This is a genomic window from Bacillus sp. 2CMS4F (genome assembly GCF_023161785.1).
Lineage (GTDB): Bacteria > Bacillota > Bacilli > Bacillales > Bacillaceae > Bacillus > Bacillus halotolerans.
Map to the genome: position 1 here is coordinate 1 of NZ_JALNTO010000011.1, position 17,879 is coordinate 17,879.

Below are 17,879 nucleotides of genomic sequence, written 5' to 3' on the forward strand. Positions count from 1 at the left end.
CAATCACCGATAAGCTATCGGCAATTGGCTGTATAAAAGGTGTTTTGATCCCTGTCTCAAAAACGGGGGTCAGTCCCGTTCCGAAAGGTGTTTTTCACTTAATCATTTACTTTTGCAACCTTGATTAAACCGTCGATCCGCTTTGATTTGCTGAAGTACGCCTTAATCTTATCGCCTTCTTTTATATCAGACAAATCTTGATTTAGCTTTTTTCCGTTGAAGATGATCTTCGTGCCGTTTTCTGCTTCTCCATGATATTCTGTGCCGTCAATTTTTGTCACTTGATATTCCTCGATTGTATACTCTTCTTCTTCGGAGGACAAGGTTTGTCCAATCGCTGTCGGAACGTCTTTCAGTTCAACATCATTTATGTACATATACCCCCCTGCAAGCAAAACCAGAAGCACTAACAGAATGGTAATCTTGGTTTTTATTCTTCCCATTTTAAAAAACCTCCAGCCAATATGAATCTATTCATTCATATGAGTTATTCCTTTTTTTCATGAATAAAAAAACGTAAATTCTCGTAAATTATTAATATAACGATGCATAACGGGAATATGTTTCGCATTTCTGCAAAAATTTCTTTTCTATAGATATACGAATTTATGTTCTGGTTTTAGGGGATGCATGAGAAAAAGAATAAAAAAGCAGCTCCTTTTCAGGAAACTGCTTATACCTAGTTGGTTTTACGAATGTCGTTAAATGGGAAGAAAACAAACTTTGACGTACCCGCAATTTGTTTTTTCGTAAAGAGTCCAAGCCCGTTTCGGCTGTCCATTGAGTTTCGGCGGTTATCACCCATCACAAAATATTTGTTATCAGGCACTTTGATCGGGCCGAAATCATCAGTTAGATGGGCATATCCATCTTCTTTTGCTTGCTTTTTATTTGCCTTCAAATAAGGCTCAGCCACTTTTTTTCCATTGATATAAAGCTGGTCGTTTTTCATTTCGACTGTGTCTCCCGGCAAGCCGATCAGCCGCTTGACATAGTGGACATCATCCCCGTTTAGTACGATGATATCCCCTCTCTTAAACTCGCCTATGTACTTAACTGTCATATTGACAAATACCCTTTCATGGTCAAGAAGGGTAGGCTCCATGGACTCACCGTCAACGACATACGGCGCAAAAATAAAATTGCGGATGAGTAATGCCAGAACAACTGCGATAATAATCGCTTTGGCCCATTCAAATATTGATTTTTTCTTAGAAACGGTTTCCGCTTTCAACTGAGTTCCTCCAATAAACAACGGTCTTCAATTTATGTTATCACGAATCGATAAGAAATCCCATTAGGACCATTGAAGAAAATTTTCACATCTATTTATTCTTCTGCCAGAATCAATTTGTTCCCATTTCCTAATGAAATCGGGAGAAGAATCAATCAGCCTCCAAAGAACAAATCCAATATATTGCCGGCAGTTGAAGTTTCTTTATTATAAAACTCCGAATATCCGCATTTCTTACAGTAGACGACGAGAAAACGGTTATGCTGCACATCAAACAACTTTGACAATCCGGTTCCAGTTGTGGCAATTTCTTTTTGGCCAGCTTCAGTGCTTCCGCATTTTATACAGCCCTTGTTGTTCATCAAACGCAGCTCCTTTTCAAAAAAATGACATTGATATGATTTCATTTTACTACAAATGCCGTTTGGGATGAAGCATGTCAACTTTAAAATTTGTTTAATTTTTCCCTGATGAGTGTATCTGACTGTAAGGAATGCTCCACCCATACAAACGCGGACTAGCTTACAATCTCATTTTGTTTTTTACTGGTTCGTTTAAGCTATTTCATACGCTCTCTAATATGTATATAGAGAAGAAGAGATAGGGATGATTTTCCCATTACGTTGAATCATATTGAAGGGAACAGCGTAGGCAGTGCATTTTCTATAAGCCCGCTGAACGTATCAAAAATCAGTGTTTTGGTTCCGTCGGATTGAATACAATTGTGATTGAACACTTATGATTTGAAACATAGCTATAGGATTTAACTCAAATCTCTCTATGCCTCCTCGTTCTACCTTAAAAACGTCTGTTTGTTAACTGCCACAGCCAGATCAGGCTGTGAGCGAAAAAAAAAAGCTCCCTCATATCGGGAGCTTTCTGCCTGCCTATTAGCCTTCTACGCGAACTTCTTTCATCACGTCACCGTTAGACATGTTTTTCGCGAATTCTAGACCGCTTGTTACTTTGCCAAATACCGTGTGAACACCATTTAAATGAGGCTGCGGCTCATGGACGATGAAAAATTGGCTGCCGCCAGTATCTTTTCCTGCGTGTGCCATAGAGAGTGCGCCTGCTTCATGTGTGTGCGGGTTTCCTTCTGTTTCACATTTGATTGTGTATCCGGGACCGCCTGTGCCAGTACCGTGCGGGCATCCGCCTTGGCTGACGAAGCCTGGAATGACTCGGTGGAATGTAAGGCCGTCGTAAAATCCTTCGTTTGCAAGCTTTTCAAAGTTTGCAACTGTACCCGGTGCTGCTTCCGGATAAAGTTCAAATTCAATTTTGTTGCCATCTTCTAATAAAAAGTAACCTGTTTTCAATTGTATGCCCACTTTCTTTATTTTAATTTTCAAAGGAGAAATTTATGTATCATCATTATGGCTTGTCTCTCCTTGTCGCGGCTATTATACCACACCTTTTTGGGGAAAACGACTCTCCCGGCTTTTCTCCAAAATAAAAATGAAACCTGAACCTCTCTATCTCCGTCTAACCTATCGGAACTGTATTTTTCATCATGATTCAGGTCCTCGCAAAGCAGCTTTAACTGCTGCTTGTGAAATGAAGGAGGTCAACTGCTTTGAAAAAAATATGGATTGGAATGCTGGCAGCGGCCGTTTTGCTGCTGACGATTCCGAAAGTCAGTCTCGCGGATGCCGCAGTCGGAGATGTCATCGTGACACTTGGTGCAAATTTGTCAGAATCAGATAAGCAAAAAGTGCTTGATGAAATGAATGTCCCTGATAATGCCACAACCGTGACCGTTACCAATAAGGAAGAACACGAATATTTAGGAAAATATATACCAAGCGCGCAAATTGGCTCAAGAGCGATTTCATCATCGTCTATTACCATTGCCAAAAAAGGCTCCGGATTAAATGTTGAGACACATAATATCAGCGGCATTACGGATGAAATGTACCTCAATGCCTTGATGACAGCCGGCGTTAAGGACGCGAAGGTTTATGTTACCGCTCCGTTTGAAGTGTCCGGTACTGCGGCTTTGACAGGCTTGATTAAAGCATATGAAGTTTCTTCTGACGAAGCGATTTCTGAAGACGTTAAGCAAGTCGCCAACCAAGAGCTTGTGACGACCTCAGAGCTTGGTGACAAAATCGGTGACGAAAATGCGGCTGCGCTGATTGCAAAAATAAAAGAAGAGTTTGCTAAAAACGGTGTGCCTGACAATAAAGCCGATATTGAGAAAAAAGTGGATGATGCGGCTTCCGATTTAAACGTCACACTGACAGACAGCCAAAAGGATCAGCTTGTATCCTTGTTCAATAAGATGAAAAATGTTGATATCGACTGGGGACAGGTCGGTGACCAGCTTGATAAAGCGAAAGATAAGATTAGTAAATTTTTAGACTCAGATGAAGGCAAGAACTTTATCCAGAAAGTCATTGATTTCTTCGTTTCCATCTGGAACGCGATTGTTTCTATATTCAAATAAAAAAAGCGCCGAATTCCCGGCGCTTTTTTCATTGCTTCACACTCGTTTTAAATGGCAGATCCAGTTTTACAATATCCTCGTACGTTTCTCTTTTTACGACTAAATGAGCCTCTCCGTTTTCTACAAATACAACAGCAGGTCTTGGAATTCTATTATAATTATTGGCCATGCTGTAGCCATAAGCGCCTGTACAGAAAACAGCAAGCAGATCTCCTTCTTTTACTTCCGGCAGGTCAATATCCCAAATGAGCATATCTCCGCTTTCACAGCACTTGCCGGCAATCGATACCGTTTTATCGTGCGCTTCACCGATACGGTTAGCTGTAACAGCTTCATATTTTGCCTGATAGAGAGCCGGACGTATATTGTCGTTCATTCCTCCGTCAACAGCTACATACTGCCGGACACCCGGCACTTCTTTTTGGGAGCCGACTGTATAAAGTGTTGTGCCTGCGTCTCCTACAAGCGAGCGGCCCGGTTCGATCCAAATTTCCGGTATGTCAAATCCATAGCGGGCTGCATTTGTTTTTACAGCTTCGATGATTTTTTCTACATATTCAGTGGCATGAAGCGGTTCATCTTCTTCCGTATAACGAATGCCAAAACCGCCTCCAAGGTTCAGCACCTTTGAAACAAATGAGTAAGCTTCTCTCCATTCGTCAAGTTTTTTGAAGATTTTTTCTGCCGCTAGCACAAAACCGGCTGTATCAAAAATTTGCGAACCGATATGGCAATGAACACCCAGCAGCTGAATGTGTTCTGATTGTAAAACCTGTTCAATCGCCTGTTCAGTTTGTCCGTTATGAAGGTCAAAACCAAACTTTGAATCTTCCTGTCCCGTTGTAATGTAGTCATGTGTATGCGCCTCTACTCCGGGGGTAATCCGCAGGAGAACATCAATTGAGTGCCCAGTTTCTTTGCACAGGTCTTCAAGAATCGAGATTTCATAGAAATTATCAACCACAATGCAGCCGATACGGTGTTCAAGCGCCATTCGCAGCTCTTCCCTGCTTTTGTTATTTCCGTGAAAGTGAATGCGCTCCGCCGGAAATCCTGCTGCAACAGCTGTGTAAAGTTCTCCTCCAGACACGACATCTAAGGAAAGCCCTTCTTCCTCGGCAAGCTGAATCATCGCAACAGAAGAGAATGCCTTGCTCGCATACGCGACCTGCGCTGTCAGCCCTGCAGTTATAAATGCCTGCTTAAAGCTTTTAGCACGCTCACGTATTAAAGCCACATCATATACGTAAAGAGGCGTGCCGTATGTTTCAGCTAAATAGAGAGCGTCCACACCTCCGATTTCCAAATGCCCATGTTGATTTTGTCTGCTAGTGCCGTGTAAGAACAATGTCATTCCCTCTTTCTCCGCTTATGGGTGAAAAGGACAGTTTTATGGACTGTCCTTTCATAATTAAGACATACATTATCATACTCTTCAGTCAGTTTCAATGCGATTATGAATTGGTAGGCTGTCTTAAGCGATTTCTTGGGTGAACAATGCTTGGTCTTACTTTCGCACCAGGTTTCGCCGTGCGAATCAGCACCTGCCACAGCGCCTTTCCGTTAAACGGAATGAGCGGCCATAAGTATGGGGTTTGAAGGGATTTTATGCTGGCCATGGCAATAATAAGAACAGTAAATCCTATAACGAGCCCTTTTACATGAAAGAGCGCTACTAATATCATAAGTGTAAGACGGGCCATTTTATTTGCCAGGCTTAATTCATAGCTTGGCGTCGTAAAGGTTCCAATAGCGGCAAGCGAGACATACAGTATGACCTCAGGAGAGAACAGCCCCACATCAATGGCAATTTGCCCGATTAGAACCGCGGCAATTAATCCCATTGCGGTAGATAAAGCGGTCGGTGTGTGAATAGCCGCCATTCTGAGAAACTCAATTCCTAAATCAGCTAAGAAAATCTGCAGAATGATCGGGATATGCATATCTTTATTCAATCCGATAAATTTTAGATTCTCTGGCAGCAATTCCGGTTGAAGAACAAAGAGAAACCAGATGGGGAGAAATAAAGTAGAAGCAAGAATGCCGAAAAATCGTACCCATCTTAAAAAGGTTCCCACAGAAGGAGCCTGTCTGTATTCTTCAGCATGCTGAACATGATGGAATAAGGTTGTCGGCGTGATGATCACACTCGGCGATGTATCAACCATAATCACGACATGGCCTTCAAGTACGTGATTGGCCGCCACATCGGGCCTTTCTGTATAACGGACGAGCGGAAACGGGTTGTAGCTTTGTTTGATAATAAACTCTTCGACTGTTTTGTCTGCCATTGTTAATCCGTCGACATCAATAGCAGCAATTTCTTTTTCCACGATGTCAACAAGATCCGGATCTGCAATGTCTTCGATATAACAAATGCTCAGATCCGTTTTTGAACGCTCGCCGACCTTTGTCATCTTGACGCGAAGGCGTTCGTCCCTGATCCGTCTTCTGAGAAGCGCGGTATTGACGACGATATTTTCAACAAATCCGTCTCTGGCGCCTCTGACCACCTTTTCCGTATCCGGTTCTTCCGGATTTCTTCCCGGATAGCTTCTGACATCAATGATAAAAGCAAATCCTGCACCTTCGACAATAACTGCGACTAACCCGGACAGCACCTGGTCGGTGGTTTCATCCAGCGTTTTTACTTTTTCGACCTGGGCGTTGAGCAGCCTGTTTTCAACGATATCGACCAGCTCTTCAGGGTCCTCTTTTCCTGTCCGGTTGTTTATGGCAACAAGCTCTCTCATTAAGTGAATGATAAAGGCAGTGTCACATAATCCATTCAAATAGTACAGCTGAACTTCTCTGTCTAAAATGGTAAGCTTGCGAACACCTACATCATAGCTGATTCCCATTCCGACGCGATTTTTAAAATAAGCTTCATTTTCGTCTGGATTCCGATAAACCCGGATTTTCTCTTCCTGTTTGTCCGGCATGATACCCGCTCCTTTCTAAAATAAACTCGACCGCTTTCATGGTGATTGGCGACCCTTTCGATATATCGTCTTTCCTGCCCATTTTGCCGATATCCCCGATACCAACGATAAGCGGCAGATCAAGTTTATCAAGGCAATAGACCGTATCCCCGTTCATTCTGTGTTCATCGAATTCCCTCTCTCCGATTTTATCCACGCCGTATTCTGTTATCTCTCCATTGCGGTCAATGCTTACGTCAACCCTGGTCCATTCAGCCTGATGGGTTTTCGACGCTACCGCAATCACACCGAGCACTTCAATTGCCGGATGAGTGGCCACATAGGTCAGAGCGGTTTCTCCCGGTCCCTCTCCTTGAAGGCCGGAGTCGTCAAACATGACAAATACAGGGTCATACGGTGCTGATGTAATCAGCCTGACAAGCTCGGCGCCGCTGCGGGTGGAGGGATTGCCTTTTGATTGAGAAATACATCTCCCCCCAACTCTTCTTGCGGCGTATTCAATTGTTTTAGCAGCATACACATCTCCGTCTGTTACCAGTATGACCTTGCGTTTTGTCGTCATCTCGGCATTATCCTTTCGGTTTAAAAATAACAGCGACGATAAAGGCGAATAGAATGGCGGCTGAGATACCGGCAGATGTCAGCTCGAATATCCCCATACCGATTCCGATAAATCCGTGAATATGCGCCTGATGCATGGCACCGTGCAGAAGGCTGTGGCCAAAGCTGACAATCGGAACCGTGGCGCCTCCTCCAGCAAACTCAATAAATTTATCGTAAATGCCAAAACCATCTAAAATCGCCCCGATGACGACAAAGGATGTCATGACGTGGGCAGGCGTCAATTTAAATATGTCCAGCAGCAGCTGCCCGACAATACAAATGGCGCCTCCGCAAACAAAAGCCAAAAGATAGTCCACTTAAGATGCACCTCCTGCACGTTCAAATACAACCCCGTGTGCGATGGTCGGAATGGTTTGTTTTTGCTGGATCATAGTCGGGCTTAACAGCGCCCCGGTTGCTACTACAAACACACGGTTTAATTTTCCTTCTTTCAGCTGCTTGAAAATATGTGAGTAGGTTACAACCGCGGAACAAGCGCAGCCGCTTCCTCCGGCAAACACCTGCTGATCTGGTGTATAAATCAGAAGCCCGCAATCATCATGTTTTGTGCCGACCGGATATCCCTCTTCTTTCAAGATATCTTTGACAATAGGGGATCCGACGCCGGAAAGGTCTCCCGTCAGGATCAGATCGTAGTCGTCTGCTGTGCGGTTCATGTCTTGAAAGTGCTGTTTAATGGTATCAGCAGCAGCAGGAGCCATGGCTGATCCCATATCAAACGGGTCTGTAATTCCTAAGTCAGCCACCTTCCCTATAGTTGCACTTGTAATTTGAATATCACTCGGTGTCTGACTAATGACAACCGCACCGCTCCCAGTTACAGTAGATGTCGCAGTATCCGGTTTTTGCCCGCCGTATTCCGTCGGATAGCGGAACTGTCTTTCGGCCGTGGCATTGTGACTGCTTGTAGCAGCAATCGCCCGATTTGCAAATCCGCCATCGACTAAGGCAGATGCAACAGCAACTGTTTCCATTGATGTTGAGCATGCGCCAAACATGCAAAGAAACGGGATTTTCAGATGCCTTGCCACATAGTTGGCTGTGACATTTTGATTCAACAGATCGCCTGCAAGCAAAAGATCAATATCATCTTTTTTCAAATTGTTTTTTTGCAGCACGGTATTGATGGCGTCTTCCATTAGCTGCCTTTCAGCCATTTCCCAGCTTTTTTGATTACAGTGCATGTCGTCATAGGTTTTATCATATAAAGACCCGAGCGGACCGTCTTTTTCCTTAGGCCCTACTGCTGTTCCCGCTGCATTGACAAATAAGGGATGCTCAAACACCCAGGTTTGCTTTCCTGTTAATTTCATTTCTTTCTCCTCCTATGACATCAGTTTCTCAAAAGCAAACCGAATCATTCCGACGATGTAAGCAGCCACAACACCGAATACGATGACGTTTCCCGCCAGTTTAAACATGTTTGTCGCTACTCCCAATACTAAACCTTCGCTTTTATACTCAAGAGCCGCGCTTGCCATACTGTTGGCAAAGCCGGTGACAGGTACAGCTGATCCTGCGCCTGCAAACTGACCGATTCTGTCATAAATGCCGAATCCGGTGAGCAACGCTGACAATAGGATCAGCGTTGCCGCCGTAGGGTTGCCTGCTGTTTTTTCGTTAAAATCAAAAAAATGGATATAAAAATTCTGCAGACCTTGCCCGATCATGCAGATCAAACCGCCTACAAGAAAGGCTTTTACACAGTTCCATACGTAAGGCGGCTTTGGCTGATATGTTTTTACTTTTGATTTGTAGTTTTCTTTTATGTTTGTCATATTAAAACCTCCTTATGAATGATGAATAAAATACAGCCAATGAAATAAAGATCCCGCGATTTTTCCAATGACAATGGCCATTAATAGAATAATGATTTTACTTCTGAGGCCGATTCGTTTAGCCAAGATCGGAAGGACATTTAACACTTCTGTCAGCGCGGCTGCAAGCATCCCGACAAATACTCCGGCCAACAGCCCGACCGGCACGGCAATCCACTTTGATAAAAAGAGATGGTGCATATGCAGTGTTTCCCAGCCCCCGCAAACCGCACCGAGAATAACAGCCGCTTCATAAGCTTGAACAAATCTCATCGTTTTGGTGAGCTGCATCAGACGCGGAATGATTCCCATCACGGTTAAAAAAGCCACGAAACCTGCCCCGACTGTGATGCCTCCGCCGAGCCCGACAAAAATGATGAACAATACACTAACGATCATGCAGGTCCTTTATTGTTTCTTCATTTTCATGCATGGCCACATATTGATCGAGATCAAGCTGATAGTTAAACATTTCAACCTCCAGCGGGCTGGGCTCTTCATTAAGGCGCTTTTTAAAAATGTGGTTAAAAAACACAATCATCCCCAGTCCCAAACCGATGCTGTAAGGGATTTGAAGTAAATATGGATAGTCATTCCGCTCTCCGGTTATGATTTCATATAGCGCAATATGAACATCTCCCATACTGACATCCTCATGGAAGTTCATGATGGCAAGGCACGATCCGATAAACAGCAGCAGCCAGACACCGATAAAAAGAACGGTTGATATGTGCCGTTTCTGATACTGAATTTCAACAATGGTTTCAGCTCCGCCCACAGTTTGAACATCAAGTGTGGGATCCTGCTGATAAATGGCTTTGAGCACTTTTATGATATCCAGAATTACGATATTTTTATCTTTTTCGCTCACCTGATACAGCGGCATAGCCGACAGTTTCTTTTTCAGCTGATGCTGCCCTTCTATTTGCGCGGCATCCCCGACCGTTATGATATCCCCCGGATGTGCCAAAACGCGGTGGCGAAGCCTGATAAATAGTCGTCGTTCCATCATTGATCACCATCTTTCGGTGGTTATATATGTAGTATGTGGTTCGATTTTGTTCTCATTCATCCGCTTGAAAAGACCATAAATTACCACGCTTTTGCAAAACAAAAAGCCAGCCTGCAGTGACAGACTAGCTTTCCGTATGATCCATTTGAACCTTGATTTGCTTTAATATTTTCTTTTCAAGCCTGGATACCTGCACCTGAGATATCCCCAGTCGCTCAGCAACTTCTGACTGCGTCTGATCTTTATAATACCGAAGATAGACGATTAATTTTTCCCTTTCTTCTAAATCGCTTATGGCTTCTTTCAGCGCAATTTTATCAAACCATTTCTCTTCTGAGTTATCGGCGATTTGGTCAAGCAGGGTAATCGGATCTCCGTCATTTTCATAAACTGTCTCATGAATCGAAGACGGAGCTCTTACTGCCTCTTGGGCAAGCACGACATCTTCAGCTTCAATTTCCAAGTGTTCGGCGATTTCCTGTACGGTCGGCACCCTGCCCAGTGTTTTTGAAAGTTCATCTTTCGCTCGGCGGATTTTGTTGCCAAGCTCTTTTAATGATCTTGACACCTTGACAGTTCCGTCATCACGGATAAAACGCTGGATTTCGCCGATAATCATCGGCACTGCATATGTCGAGAAGCGCACATCATAGGTTAAATCAAATTTATCAACAGATTTTAACAGCCCGATGCAGCCAATCTGAAAGAGGTCATCAGGCTCATATCCTCTGTTTAAAAACCGCTGTACGACAGACCAAACAAGACGCATGTTTTTTTCTATGAGGAGGTCTCTTGCCTGCTGGTCGCCATCTTGGCTCTGTTTGATTAATTCTTTTACTTCATGGTCCTTCAGCTGAGCGTTCTTACCGTTTTTCTTAACCTCCACATCCATAACAAATCTCCTTAATTACAAAGCGCTTTGCTTTTTGATAAGTGCTTTGTTAAGCGAATCGTCGTCCCCATTTCGGGTGATGAATCGATACTGACATCATCCATGAAATTTTCCATAATGGTAAAGCCCATTCCAGAACGCTCCAGCTCAGGCTTTGTTGTGAATAAAGGCTGCCGGGCTTCTTCCAGATCTGTAATGCCGAGCCCTTCATCACGGATGGTCATATATACGACATGATCTTCCAGCGTCACCGAAATATATACTTTTCCGTCGCCATTTTCTTCATAACCATGGATGATGGCATTCGTCACCGCTTCTGACACCACGGTTTTGATCTCAGTGAGTTCATCAATGGTCGGGTCAAGCTGTGCAATAAATGAAGCAACTGTCACACGCGCAAACGATTCATTTTGGCTGAGAGCGGAAAATTCAAGGTGCATTTCATTTTTCATGATGCCACCCCCAGCGTGAGCAGTGCCTGCTGCTCAGATTGTTCAAAACGAATAATTTTAAACAGGCCAGACATATCAAACAGCCGTTTCACTGCCGGAGAGATGGCGCAAACGACCATTTCCCCGCCAATTTGCTTAATTTGTTTGTATCTGCCTAAAATAACGCCAAGCCCCGAGCTGTCCATAAAGGAAAGGTCCTCCAGATTCAGCACGATATGACGAATATCATCCTTTTCCAATGATTCCGTTACTTTTTGTTTCAGCGTTTCAGCCGTATGGTGATCGAGTTCGCCTGTTAATCGAATACAAAGCACTGATTCTTTGACATGCATGTCAATTCCAAGGCTCATGCTCATTCCTCCTTGATATGATCGGATAATGAGTGTTTCGATTTCGCAGGAATGAATTCCTTCACCGTGACAAAACTAGTGATCATTCGGCATAATTACTTAAATTTTGTCCAATCTCCCATTGCCCTCTTTAAAAATGTTAAATATCCGGCTTTTTCCATATCATCTTTGGCGACGACAGGACTTTCAGCAAGCACTTTTCCGTCCTTTTTCAACACCAGCGTGCCAAGCTCTTGGCCCTTTTGAACCGGAGCGCTCACATTGTTGTTCATTTTAATTTCTTTTTTCACATGTTTCATATCCTCGCCTTTTTTCGTCAATACAGAAATCGGCTCAGAAGTGGTGAGTTCTATCACTTTTTGTTTGCCTTTTTTGACCTTTGCTTTTGCTACCGTTTCATTTCGTTTGTATAAAGGATGTGTCTCATATTGGCTGAAAGCATAATCAAGCATCTTTGTGACTTGTGCATTTCTTTCCTTAGGTGTGCTTGCCCCGAACACAACAGCAATCGCCCGCATGTTCCCTTTTTTAGCCGAAGCGGTCAGGCAGTATTTCGCTTCTCCTGTATAGCCTGTTTTGACGCCGTCTACACCGGGATAAAATTTGATAAGCCTATTTGTATTCACTAACCAAAACTTTTTATCTGTGTTTTCACGTAAATAATCCTCATACGTACCTGTAAACTTGGTGATTGATTCATATTTCAATAATTCCTTAGCCATAATTGCCATGTCATAAGCCGAGCTGTAATGCCCTTCCTCGGTCAAGCCGGTCGGGTTTTTAAAGGATGTATCTTTTAATCCCAGCTCTTTCGCTTTTTTGTTCATTTTTTTCACAAATTCATCCTCGGAGCCTGAAATAAATTCAGCCATCGCTACGGACGCGTCATTTCCTGATGCAATCGCAATGCCCTTCAGCATTTCTGTAACTGTCATTTCCTCCCCGGGCTCAAGGAAAATCTGTGATCCGCCCATTGAAGCAGCATGTTCGCTCGTACGGACCTTATCACTCATCTTGATTTTTCCTTCGTCTAAGGCTTCCATGATTAAAAGCATCGTCATGATTTTTGTCATGCTTGCAGGCGCCAGTCTCTCACGGCTGTTCTTGTTGTAAAGCACTTTTCCTGTATCACGTTCAATCAGCACCGCAGACTTGGCTTCATGAGCAAGCTCCGATGTATGTTTTCCGTCTTGTTTTGCAAATGCGGACGGTGCAAATGTAAGCAGCATCATACCAATCAACAAAGTGGATAAAAGACGTTTCATCTCAAAAGCCCTCCATTTCATAATCCTTTTTATTTTTTCCAAGCTGAATGGTTTTATACACCACTGTTGGAAAATGTTTCGGGACTTTTTCGACATAAAAAAAGACAGCTGTTTCAATTAGAAACAGCTGTCTTTTTATCTTTTCTGAATTCCATTTTTATTCATACTTAGCAACTACCGCTTTCACAAGCTGCAAGAATCCAGCTTTCACCTTTTCTGTCACTTCCATGACCTCATCGTGAGATAAAGGCTGATCCAAAATTCCGGCTGCCGCGTTCGAAATACAGGAAATGCCGAGTACGCGGAGACCCGCATGGTTTGCCACAATCACTTCCGGTACGGTAGACATGCCGACTGCATCAGAACCCATTGTTCTTAAAAAGCGCACTTCCGCCGGTGTTTCATAGGAAGGACCTGTCACAGCGGTATACACACCTTTTTGAATTGGAATGTTAAGGTCTTTCGCAATTTTTTCAGCCAGGCTGGAAAGATCTTTATCATAGGCTGAAGACATATCAGGAAATCTGGCGCCGAAATCTGCTTCGTTTGGCCCGATTAATGGGTTTGTCCCCATAAAGTTAATGTGATCTGTAATGATCATTAAGTCTCCCGCACGGAATTCAGTGTTTACGCCCCCTGCCGCATTTGTCACGATCAAAGCCTCGACTCCAAGCGCTTTCATGACGCGAACAGGAAAAGTGACTTTTTCCATTGAATACCCTTCATAGAAATGAAAGCGGCCCTGCATGGCGATGACGGTAACTCCCTCAAGTGTGCCAAGCACAAGCTGTCCGGCGTGTCCCTCAACCGTTGATACCGGGAATTCCGGGATATCCTCATATTTCAGCTTAACAGGATTTTCGATTTCATCAGCCAAAATACCAAGACCTGAGCCTAAAATAAGGCCGATCTTTGGTGATTCAGGCAAATTTTGTTGAATAAAAGCGGCTGCGCGTTCAATTCTGTCTTTCAAGAAACAGTCCCCCTATTGTAATAAAGATAAAAAGCTTTTACCGTATTTCGGTTTTTTTGTTTGGAAGTTATCGGCGATGGTTGCGCCGATATCGGCAAATGTATCTGCGAGCGGCAGCATTTGCGCTTTCTCATGTTTTTTGCTGTATGCAAGAATCGGCACATACTCACGTGTATGGTCTGTTCCGTGATGAATCGGATCATTGCCGTGATCGGCTGTAATGATTAACAGATCATCTTCTTTCATTTGTTCGAATACTTCCGGAAGACGAGCATCAAATTCTTCAAGCGCGCGTCCGTAGCCTTCCGGATCACGGCGATGGCCGTATAAGGCGTCAAAATCAACAAGGTTTGCAAAGCTCAGACCCGTAAAGTCTTCTCCGAGCGTGTCAACCACCTTGTCCATTCCGTCCATATTGGATACCGTTCTGCGGGAAGACGTAATTCCTTCTCCATCATAAATATCAGAAATTTTTCCGATTGAAATGACATCTAAGCCGCTGTCTTTCAATTCATTCATCACAGTGCGGTCAAACGGCTTAAGCGCATAGTCGTGGCGGTTTGGCGTCCGTTTGAAATGTCCCGGTTCGCCGACGAACGGCCGTGCGATAATACGGCCTACCATATATTTCGGATCAAGCGTCAGCTCTCTCGCCGTTTCACAAATGCGGTACAGTTCTTCAAGCGGAACAACTTCTTCGTGAGCGGCAATTTGCAGAACAGAGTCAGCTGAAGTGTACACAATTAAAGCGCCTGTCTCCATATGCTCTTTGCCGAGTTCATCCAAAATAGCTGTGCCAGAAGCCGGCTTGTTTCCGATAATTTTGCGGCCCGATCTTTTCTCAAGCTCCTGAAGCAGTTCATCAGGAAAGCCTTCAGGGAACACTTTAAACGGTTTATCAATGTATAAGCCCATGATCTCCCAATGGCCTGTCATTGTATCTTTGCCGTTTGACGCTTCTTGCATTTTTCCAAAGTACGCGAGCGGCTGTTCTGTTTTTTCAACGCCCTTGATATCACCAATAAGGCCAAGGCCGAGTTTTGCCATATTCGGCATATGTAATCCGTTCATGTGCTCAGCAATATGCCCGAGCGTATTGGCGCCTACGTCGTTAAAGTCGGCGGCATCAGGCGCTTCGCCAATTCCGACTGAATCCATTACGATTAAAAACACGCGATTATATTTGTATGCAGGCATCATAAAAGCCTCCTTTTTTTCTATACGTCTATTGTATCGCCTAGAGGTCTGACAACTCAAGTATAAACCGTTTTCATTCCCGTTGACAATGCATTTGAAAATAATGAGAAACTTCATTATTTTCTGTCTGGCCTAAAGAAAAAAGCCGCAGCCTGCTGCGGCTAGGCACGCGGATGGTACTGCTTGTACACATCCTTCAGCCTTGTTTTTGTCACATGCGTATAGATTTGCGTCGTAGATATATCCACATGGCCGAGCATTTCCTGCACCGCTCTTAAATCAGCCCCGTTTTCAAGCAGATGCGTTGCGAAGGAATGCCTGAGTGTATGCGGGGTGAGCTCTTTTTTGATTCCGGCTTCGAGCGCGATTTTCTTCAGATTTTTCCAAAACCCCTGGCGGCTGATCTGCTTCCCGTGATGATTTAAAAAGAGTGCGTCAGACACTTTGTTCTTCAGCAGTTTCCCCCTGGCTTTCATCATATATTCTTCAATAGCAGAAGCAGCGGTTTCACCGATCGGCACAATCCGCTCTTTCCTCCCTTTTCCGAAACAGCGGACAAACCCCATTGACAAATGGACATCTGTCGTTTTCAATTCAATCATTTCACTGACTCGGATACCTGTGGCATAGAGCAGCTCCAGCATCGCTTTATCCCGATAGCCAAAAGGACTCGTAAGCTTAGGCGTGTCCAACAGCCGCTCAACCTCGTTCAGCGCCAGCACCTTTGGAAGCGTCCGTTCTGTTTTTTGTGTTTCGATATGTACGGAAGGGTCTTTGTCCGTCACCTTTTCCCTAAGCAGAAATTGATGAAAAGAGCGAATCGATGCCAAATGCCGCGCTGATGTCTTTCCGGATTTCCCCGAGTCCTTCAAGTGCTTCAAATATTGGATAATATGTATACGGGTCACATCGTTCCAATTGTTGATATGAAGGGTTTCTGTTAAATAAAGAGAATAGCTTTTCAAGTCACGCTCATAGGAGACCACCGTATTTTGAGAAAGCCCTCTCTCTACCATGACGTAGTGGATGAAATCCTTTATTTGATCTTTCACTCTAGATCTACTCCCCATTTTGGTAAAAAAAGATTAACCGGTCAAACCATCCGCCTTTTTCTTCCGCATCCATTTCAACAACTTTTACGGCAGAGCCTTCCGGTTTATCGTACCGATGATAGTTTTCATACTCTTGATTTACCCATATCATAGCATAATAGAAGAGAGCGGTAAAACCTGTGAACAGAATAAAAACCTTCAATGTATCAACAGCCGTTTTCAGGAATCTTCCCATGTCCCAATCGATCCTTTCTCTATGGTTCCAGTTATTTAAACCATATGCCAAATCAGAAAGGAATTATACGTCGAAACAGCAAAAAACCCTTTCCCCAAGAGAAAAGGTTCGAGCCCGGCATCGTCTATTCAGTTTCTTTTCCGTTACAGCGGTGGCAAATGCCGTGAAACGTCAATCTATGATCTTTGATCTTAAATTTCCAATCACGTTCAATGACTTCTTCTACGTCTTCAAGCAAATCTTCTTCAATTTCATCAACGGCTCCGCACTCCATGCACACCAAGTGGTGATGAAAGTGAGCTGCCCCCTCCTTACGAAGATCGTAACGGGACACGCCGTCTCCAAAGTTAATTTTATCAACGACTTTTAATTCAGTTAGTAATTCAAGCGTACGGTATACTGTTGCGAGACCGATCTCAGGAGATTTCTCTTTTACGAGGAGGTATACATCTTCTGCGCTTAAATGGTCTTCTTCGTTTTCAAGCAGCACTCTTACTGTCGCTTCACGCTGAGGCGTAAGTTTGTAGCTGGATGAGTGCAGCTGTTTCTTAATTCGATCAATACGGTTTTCCATGTCTTTCCCTCCTACGCCGCATTCCATGACTCATTATAACAAAATAAGCGCGGAGTTCCAACTATAATTATTATAAACTGATAAATAAAATGATTTTCTTTTAATAATGTTTTTAAAAAAGTCGCGATGTCAGCTTTTCCATCAAAACAGGCGACATGTATGCTTCAAAGAGAGACGAGATCAGCGCTAAAAATAAAATGATCAGGAGAACAACAGCATATCGCCCGAACCACTGGATCGGCGCATCATGCAGACTTCGTTTGACGAACAGCTGTCTGATCAGCTTTAAAGAAAATGCAATCGCACACGTGCCCATAATGAGGTAAGCCGGAATAAGCAGCACATTTTGCGGCAAAACCGAGACAAAGGATAAGAAAAAACCGCTGATTCCCATCTGGTTGACGAGAAATCCCACAGTAAATCCGACGACAATTCCTTTTAGAAAGATCATAATAAAAATGATCGGCATACCAATCACAGAAATGCCTAAAATCCACATCAGCCCTAAATACTTTACATTATGAAAAATGCTTTGCCAAAACATATCGGATGAGCTGGCCTGCTTTCCGTCTGATAGCTGTCCGAAAAATTGGCTTAAATAATAATATAAATCTTCTTTCTGGCTGATCGTCATGCTGTTGACAATAATAGCGCCAAAAATCACACCCATGAAAAACAGGACAGACACAAATATATAAAGAGAGAGATGATCCTTTACATGCCCGAGAAACATGTCCTTATAAGAAATTTTCCGCATATCGTTTCCTCCCGCCCGCTCTATTGATTTGATTTAATAGATTGTATGAAA

General features: G+C 43.6%; 23 protein-coding genes. 1 reads left to right on the forward strand and 22 read right to left on the reverse strand.

Features of this window, described 5'->3' with window-relative positions; genetic code table 11:
• Positions 1–98: 98 nt before the first annotated feature.
• From MTN95_RS14925 to MTN95_RS14940, 4 genes are all read right to left on the reverse strand, one after another.
• Positions 99–443, reverse strand: coding sequence for a hypothetical protein (locus MTN95_RS14925; protein WP_024121915.1), 345 nt, complete (start codon positions 441–443; stop codon positions 99–101).
• 236 nt (positions 444–679) lie between these two features.
• Positions 680–1,234: a signal peptidase I sipS gene (gene sipS / locus MTN95_RS14930; RefSeq protein ID WP_227597649.1), complete on the reverse strand. Its 555-nt coding sequence runs from the start codon at positions 1,232–1,234 to the stop codon at positions 680–682.
• Positions 1,235–1,389: 155 nt separating this feature from the next.
• Positions 1,390–1,596 (reverse strand): zinc ribbon domain-containing protein, encoded by a 207-nt coding sequence (locus MTN95_RS14935; RefSeq protein ID WP_010334793.1) that lies wholly within the window; start codon positions 1,594–1,596, stop codon positions 1,390–1,392.
• 528 nt (positions 1,597–2,124) lie between these two features.
• On the reverse strand, positions 2,125–2,556 hold the full coding sequence (locus tag MTN95_RS14940) for a peptidylprolyl isomerase (RefSeq protein ID WP_003223931.1): 432 nt from the start codon (positions 2,554–2,556) through the stop codon (positions 2,125–2,127).
• Between the two features lie 257 nt (positions 2,557–2,813).
• Between MTN95_RS14940 and MTN95_RS14945 the strand changes: the two genes are divergently transcribed.
• A complete protein-coding gene (locus tag MTN95_RS14945; protein WP_059336647.1) occupies positions 2,814–3,686 on the forward strand; it encodes a DUF1002 domain-containing protein in 873 nt (290 codons plus the stop codon).
• A 28-nt stretch (positions 3,687–3,714) separates the two neighbouring features.
• Here the strand turns inward: MTN95_RS14945 and lysA are convergent, their stop codons facing one another.
• From lysA to spoIIM, 18 genes are all read right to left on the reverse strand, one after another.
• Positions 3,715–5,034 (reverse strand): diaminopimelate decarboxylase, encoded by a 1,320-nt coding sequence (gene lysA / locus MTN95_RS14950; protein ID WP_024121918.1) that lies wholly within the window; start codon positions 5,032–5,034, stop codon positions 3,715–3,717.
• A gap of 106 nt (positions 5,035–5,140) precedes the next feature.
• On the reverse strand, positions 5,141–6,628 hold the full coding sequence (spoVAF, locus tag MTN95_RS14955; RefSeq protein ID WP_248338787.1) for a spore germination protein: 1,488 nt from the start codon (positions 6,626–6,628) through the stop codon (positions 5,141–5,143).
• On the reverse strand, positions 6,573–7,190 hold the full coding sequence (gene spoVAEA, locus MTN95_RS14960) for a stage V sporulation protein SpoVABEA (protein ID WP_248338790.1): 618 nt from the start codon (positions 7,188–7,190) through the stop codon (positions 6,573–6,575). Before spoVAEA ends, spoVAF begins: the two co-directional genes overlap by 56 nt.
• Positions 7,191–7,197: 7 nt before the next feature.
• Entirely contained in the window at positions 7,198–7,548 is a 351-nt protein-coding gene (gene spoVAE, locus MTN95_RS14965) for a stage V sporulation protein AE (protein ID WP_003230467.1), read from the reverse strand.
• A complete protein-coding gene (gene spoVAD / locus MTN95_RS14970; RefSeq protein WP_024121921.1) occupies positions 7,549–8,565 on the reverse strand; it encodes a stage V sporulation protein AD in 1,017 nt (338 codons plus the stop codon). It lies immediately after the preceding gene.
• A gap of 12 nt (positions 8,566–8,577) precedes the next feature.
• On the reverse strand, positions 8,578–9,030 hold the full coding sequence (gene spoVAC / locus MTN95_RS14975; protein WP_024121922.1) for a stage V sporulation protein AC: 453 nt from the start codon (positions 9,028–9,030) through the stop codon (positions 8,578–8,580).
• Between the two features lie 12 nt (positions 9,031–9,042).
• Positions 9,043–9,468, reverse strand: a complete 426-nt coding sequence (spoVAB, locus tag MTN95_RS14980) for a stage V sporulation protein SpoVAB (RefSeq protein WP_024121923.1) — start codon at positions 9,466–9,468, stop codon at positions 9,043–9,045.
• Complete coding sequence (spoVAA, locus tag MTN95_RS14985) at positions 9,458–10,078, reverse strand: stage V sporulation protein SpoVAA (protein ID WP_044154790.1); 621 nt, start codon at positions 10,076–10,078, stop codon at positions 9,458–9,460. Before spoVAA ends, spoVAB begins: the two co-directional genes overlap by 11 nt.
• 127 nt (positions 10,079–10,205) lie before the next feature.
• Positions 10,206–10,973: an RNA polymerase sporulation sigma factor SigF gene (gene sigF / locus MTN95_RS14990; protein WP_024121925.1), complete on the reverse strand. Its 768-nt coding sequence runs from the start codon at positions 10,971–10,973 to the stop codon at positions 10,206–10,208.
• Between the two features lie 11 nt (positions 10,974–10,984).
• On the reverse strand, positions 10,985–11,425 hold the full coding sequence (gene spoIIAB / locus MTN95_RS14995) for an anti-sigma F factor (protein WP_248338792.1): 441 nt from the start codon (positions 11,423–11,425) through the stop codon (positions 10,985–10,987).
• A complete protein-coding gene (gene spoIIAA / locus MTN95_RS15000; protein WP_010334804.1) occupies positions 11,422–11,775 on the reverse strand; it encodes an anti-sigma F factor antagonist in 354 nt (117 codons plus the stop codon). The genes spoIIAB and spoIIAA overlap by 4 nt, the downstream gene beginning before the upstream one ends.
• A gap of 95 nt (positions 11,776–11,870) precedes the next feature.
• Positions 11,871–13,040 carry a D-alanyl-D-alanine carboxypeptidase family protein gene (locus MTN95_RS15005; protein ID WP_105991705.1) on the reverse strand — a complete coding sequence of 390 codons (1,170 nt, stop codon included), beginning with the start codon at positions 13,038–13,040 and terminating at the stop codon, positions 11,871–11,873.
• A 157-nt stretch (positions 13,041–13,197) separates the two neighbouring features.
• On the reverse strand, positions 13,198–14,013 hold the full coding sequence (locus tag MTN95_RS15010; RefSeq protein ID WP_105954909.1) for a purine nucleoside phosphorylase I, inosine and guanosine-specific: 816 nt from the start codon (positions 14,011–14,013) through the stop codon (positions 13,198–13,200).
• Positions 14,014–14,025: 12 nt separating this feature from the next.
• Positions 14,026–15,210: a phosphopentomutase gene (gene deoB, locus MTN95_RS15015; protein WP_024121929.1), complete on the reverse strand. Its 1,185-nt coding sequence runs from the start codon at positions 15,208–15,210 to the stop codon at positions 14,026–14,028.
• A gap of 161 nt (positions 15,211–15,371) precedes the next feature.
• Positions 15,372–16,262, reverse strand: coding sequence for a site-specific tyrosine recombinase XerD (gene xerD / locus MTN95_RS15020; protein WP_105954907.1), 891 nt, complete (start codon positions 16,260–16,262; stop codon positions 15,372–15,374).
• 7 nt (positions 16,263–16,269) lie between these two features.
• Positions 16,270–16,497, reverse strand: coding sequence for a YqzK family protein (locus tag MTN95_RS15025; RefSeq protein ID WP_010334808.1), 228 nt, complete (start codon positions 16,495–16,497; stop codon positions 16,270–16,272).
• A gap of 124 nt (positions 16,498–16,621) precedes the next feature.
• Positions 16,622–17,071: a ferric iron uptake transcriptional regulator gene (gene fur, locus MTN95_RS15030; RefSeq protein ID WP_024121932.1), complete on the reverse strand. Its 450-nt coding sequence runs from the start codon at positions 17,069–17,071 to the stop codon at positions 16,622–16,624.
• Between the two features lie 112 nt (positions 17,072–17,183).
• A complete protein-coding gene (spoIIM, locus tag MTN95_RS15035) occupies positions 17,184–17,828 on the reverse strand; it encodes a stage II sporulation protein M (RefSeq protein WP_024121933.1) in 645 nt (214 codons plus the stop codon).
• Positions 17,829–17,879 lie beyond the last annotated feature (51 nt).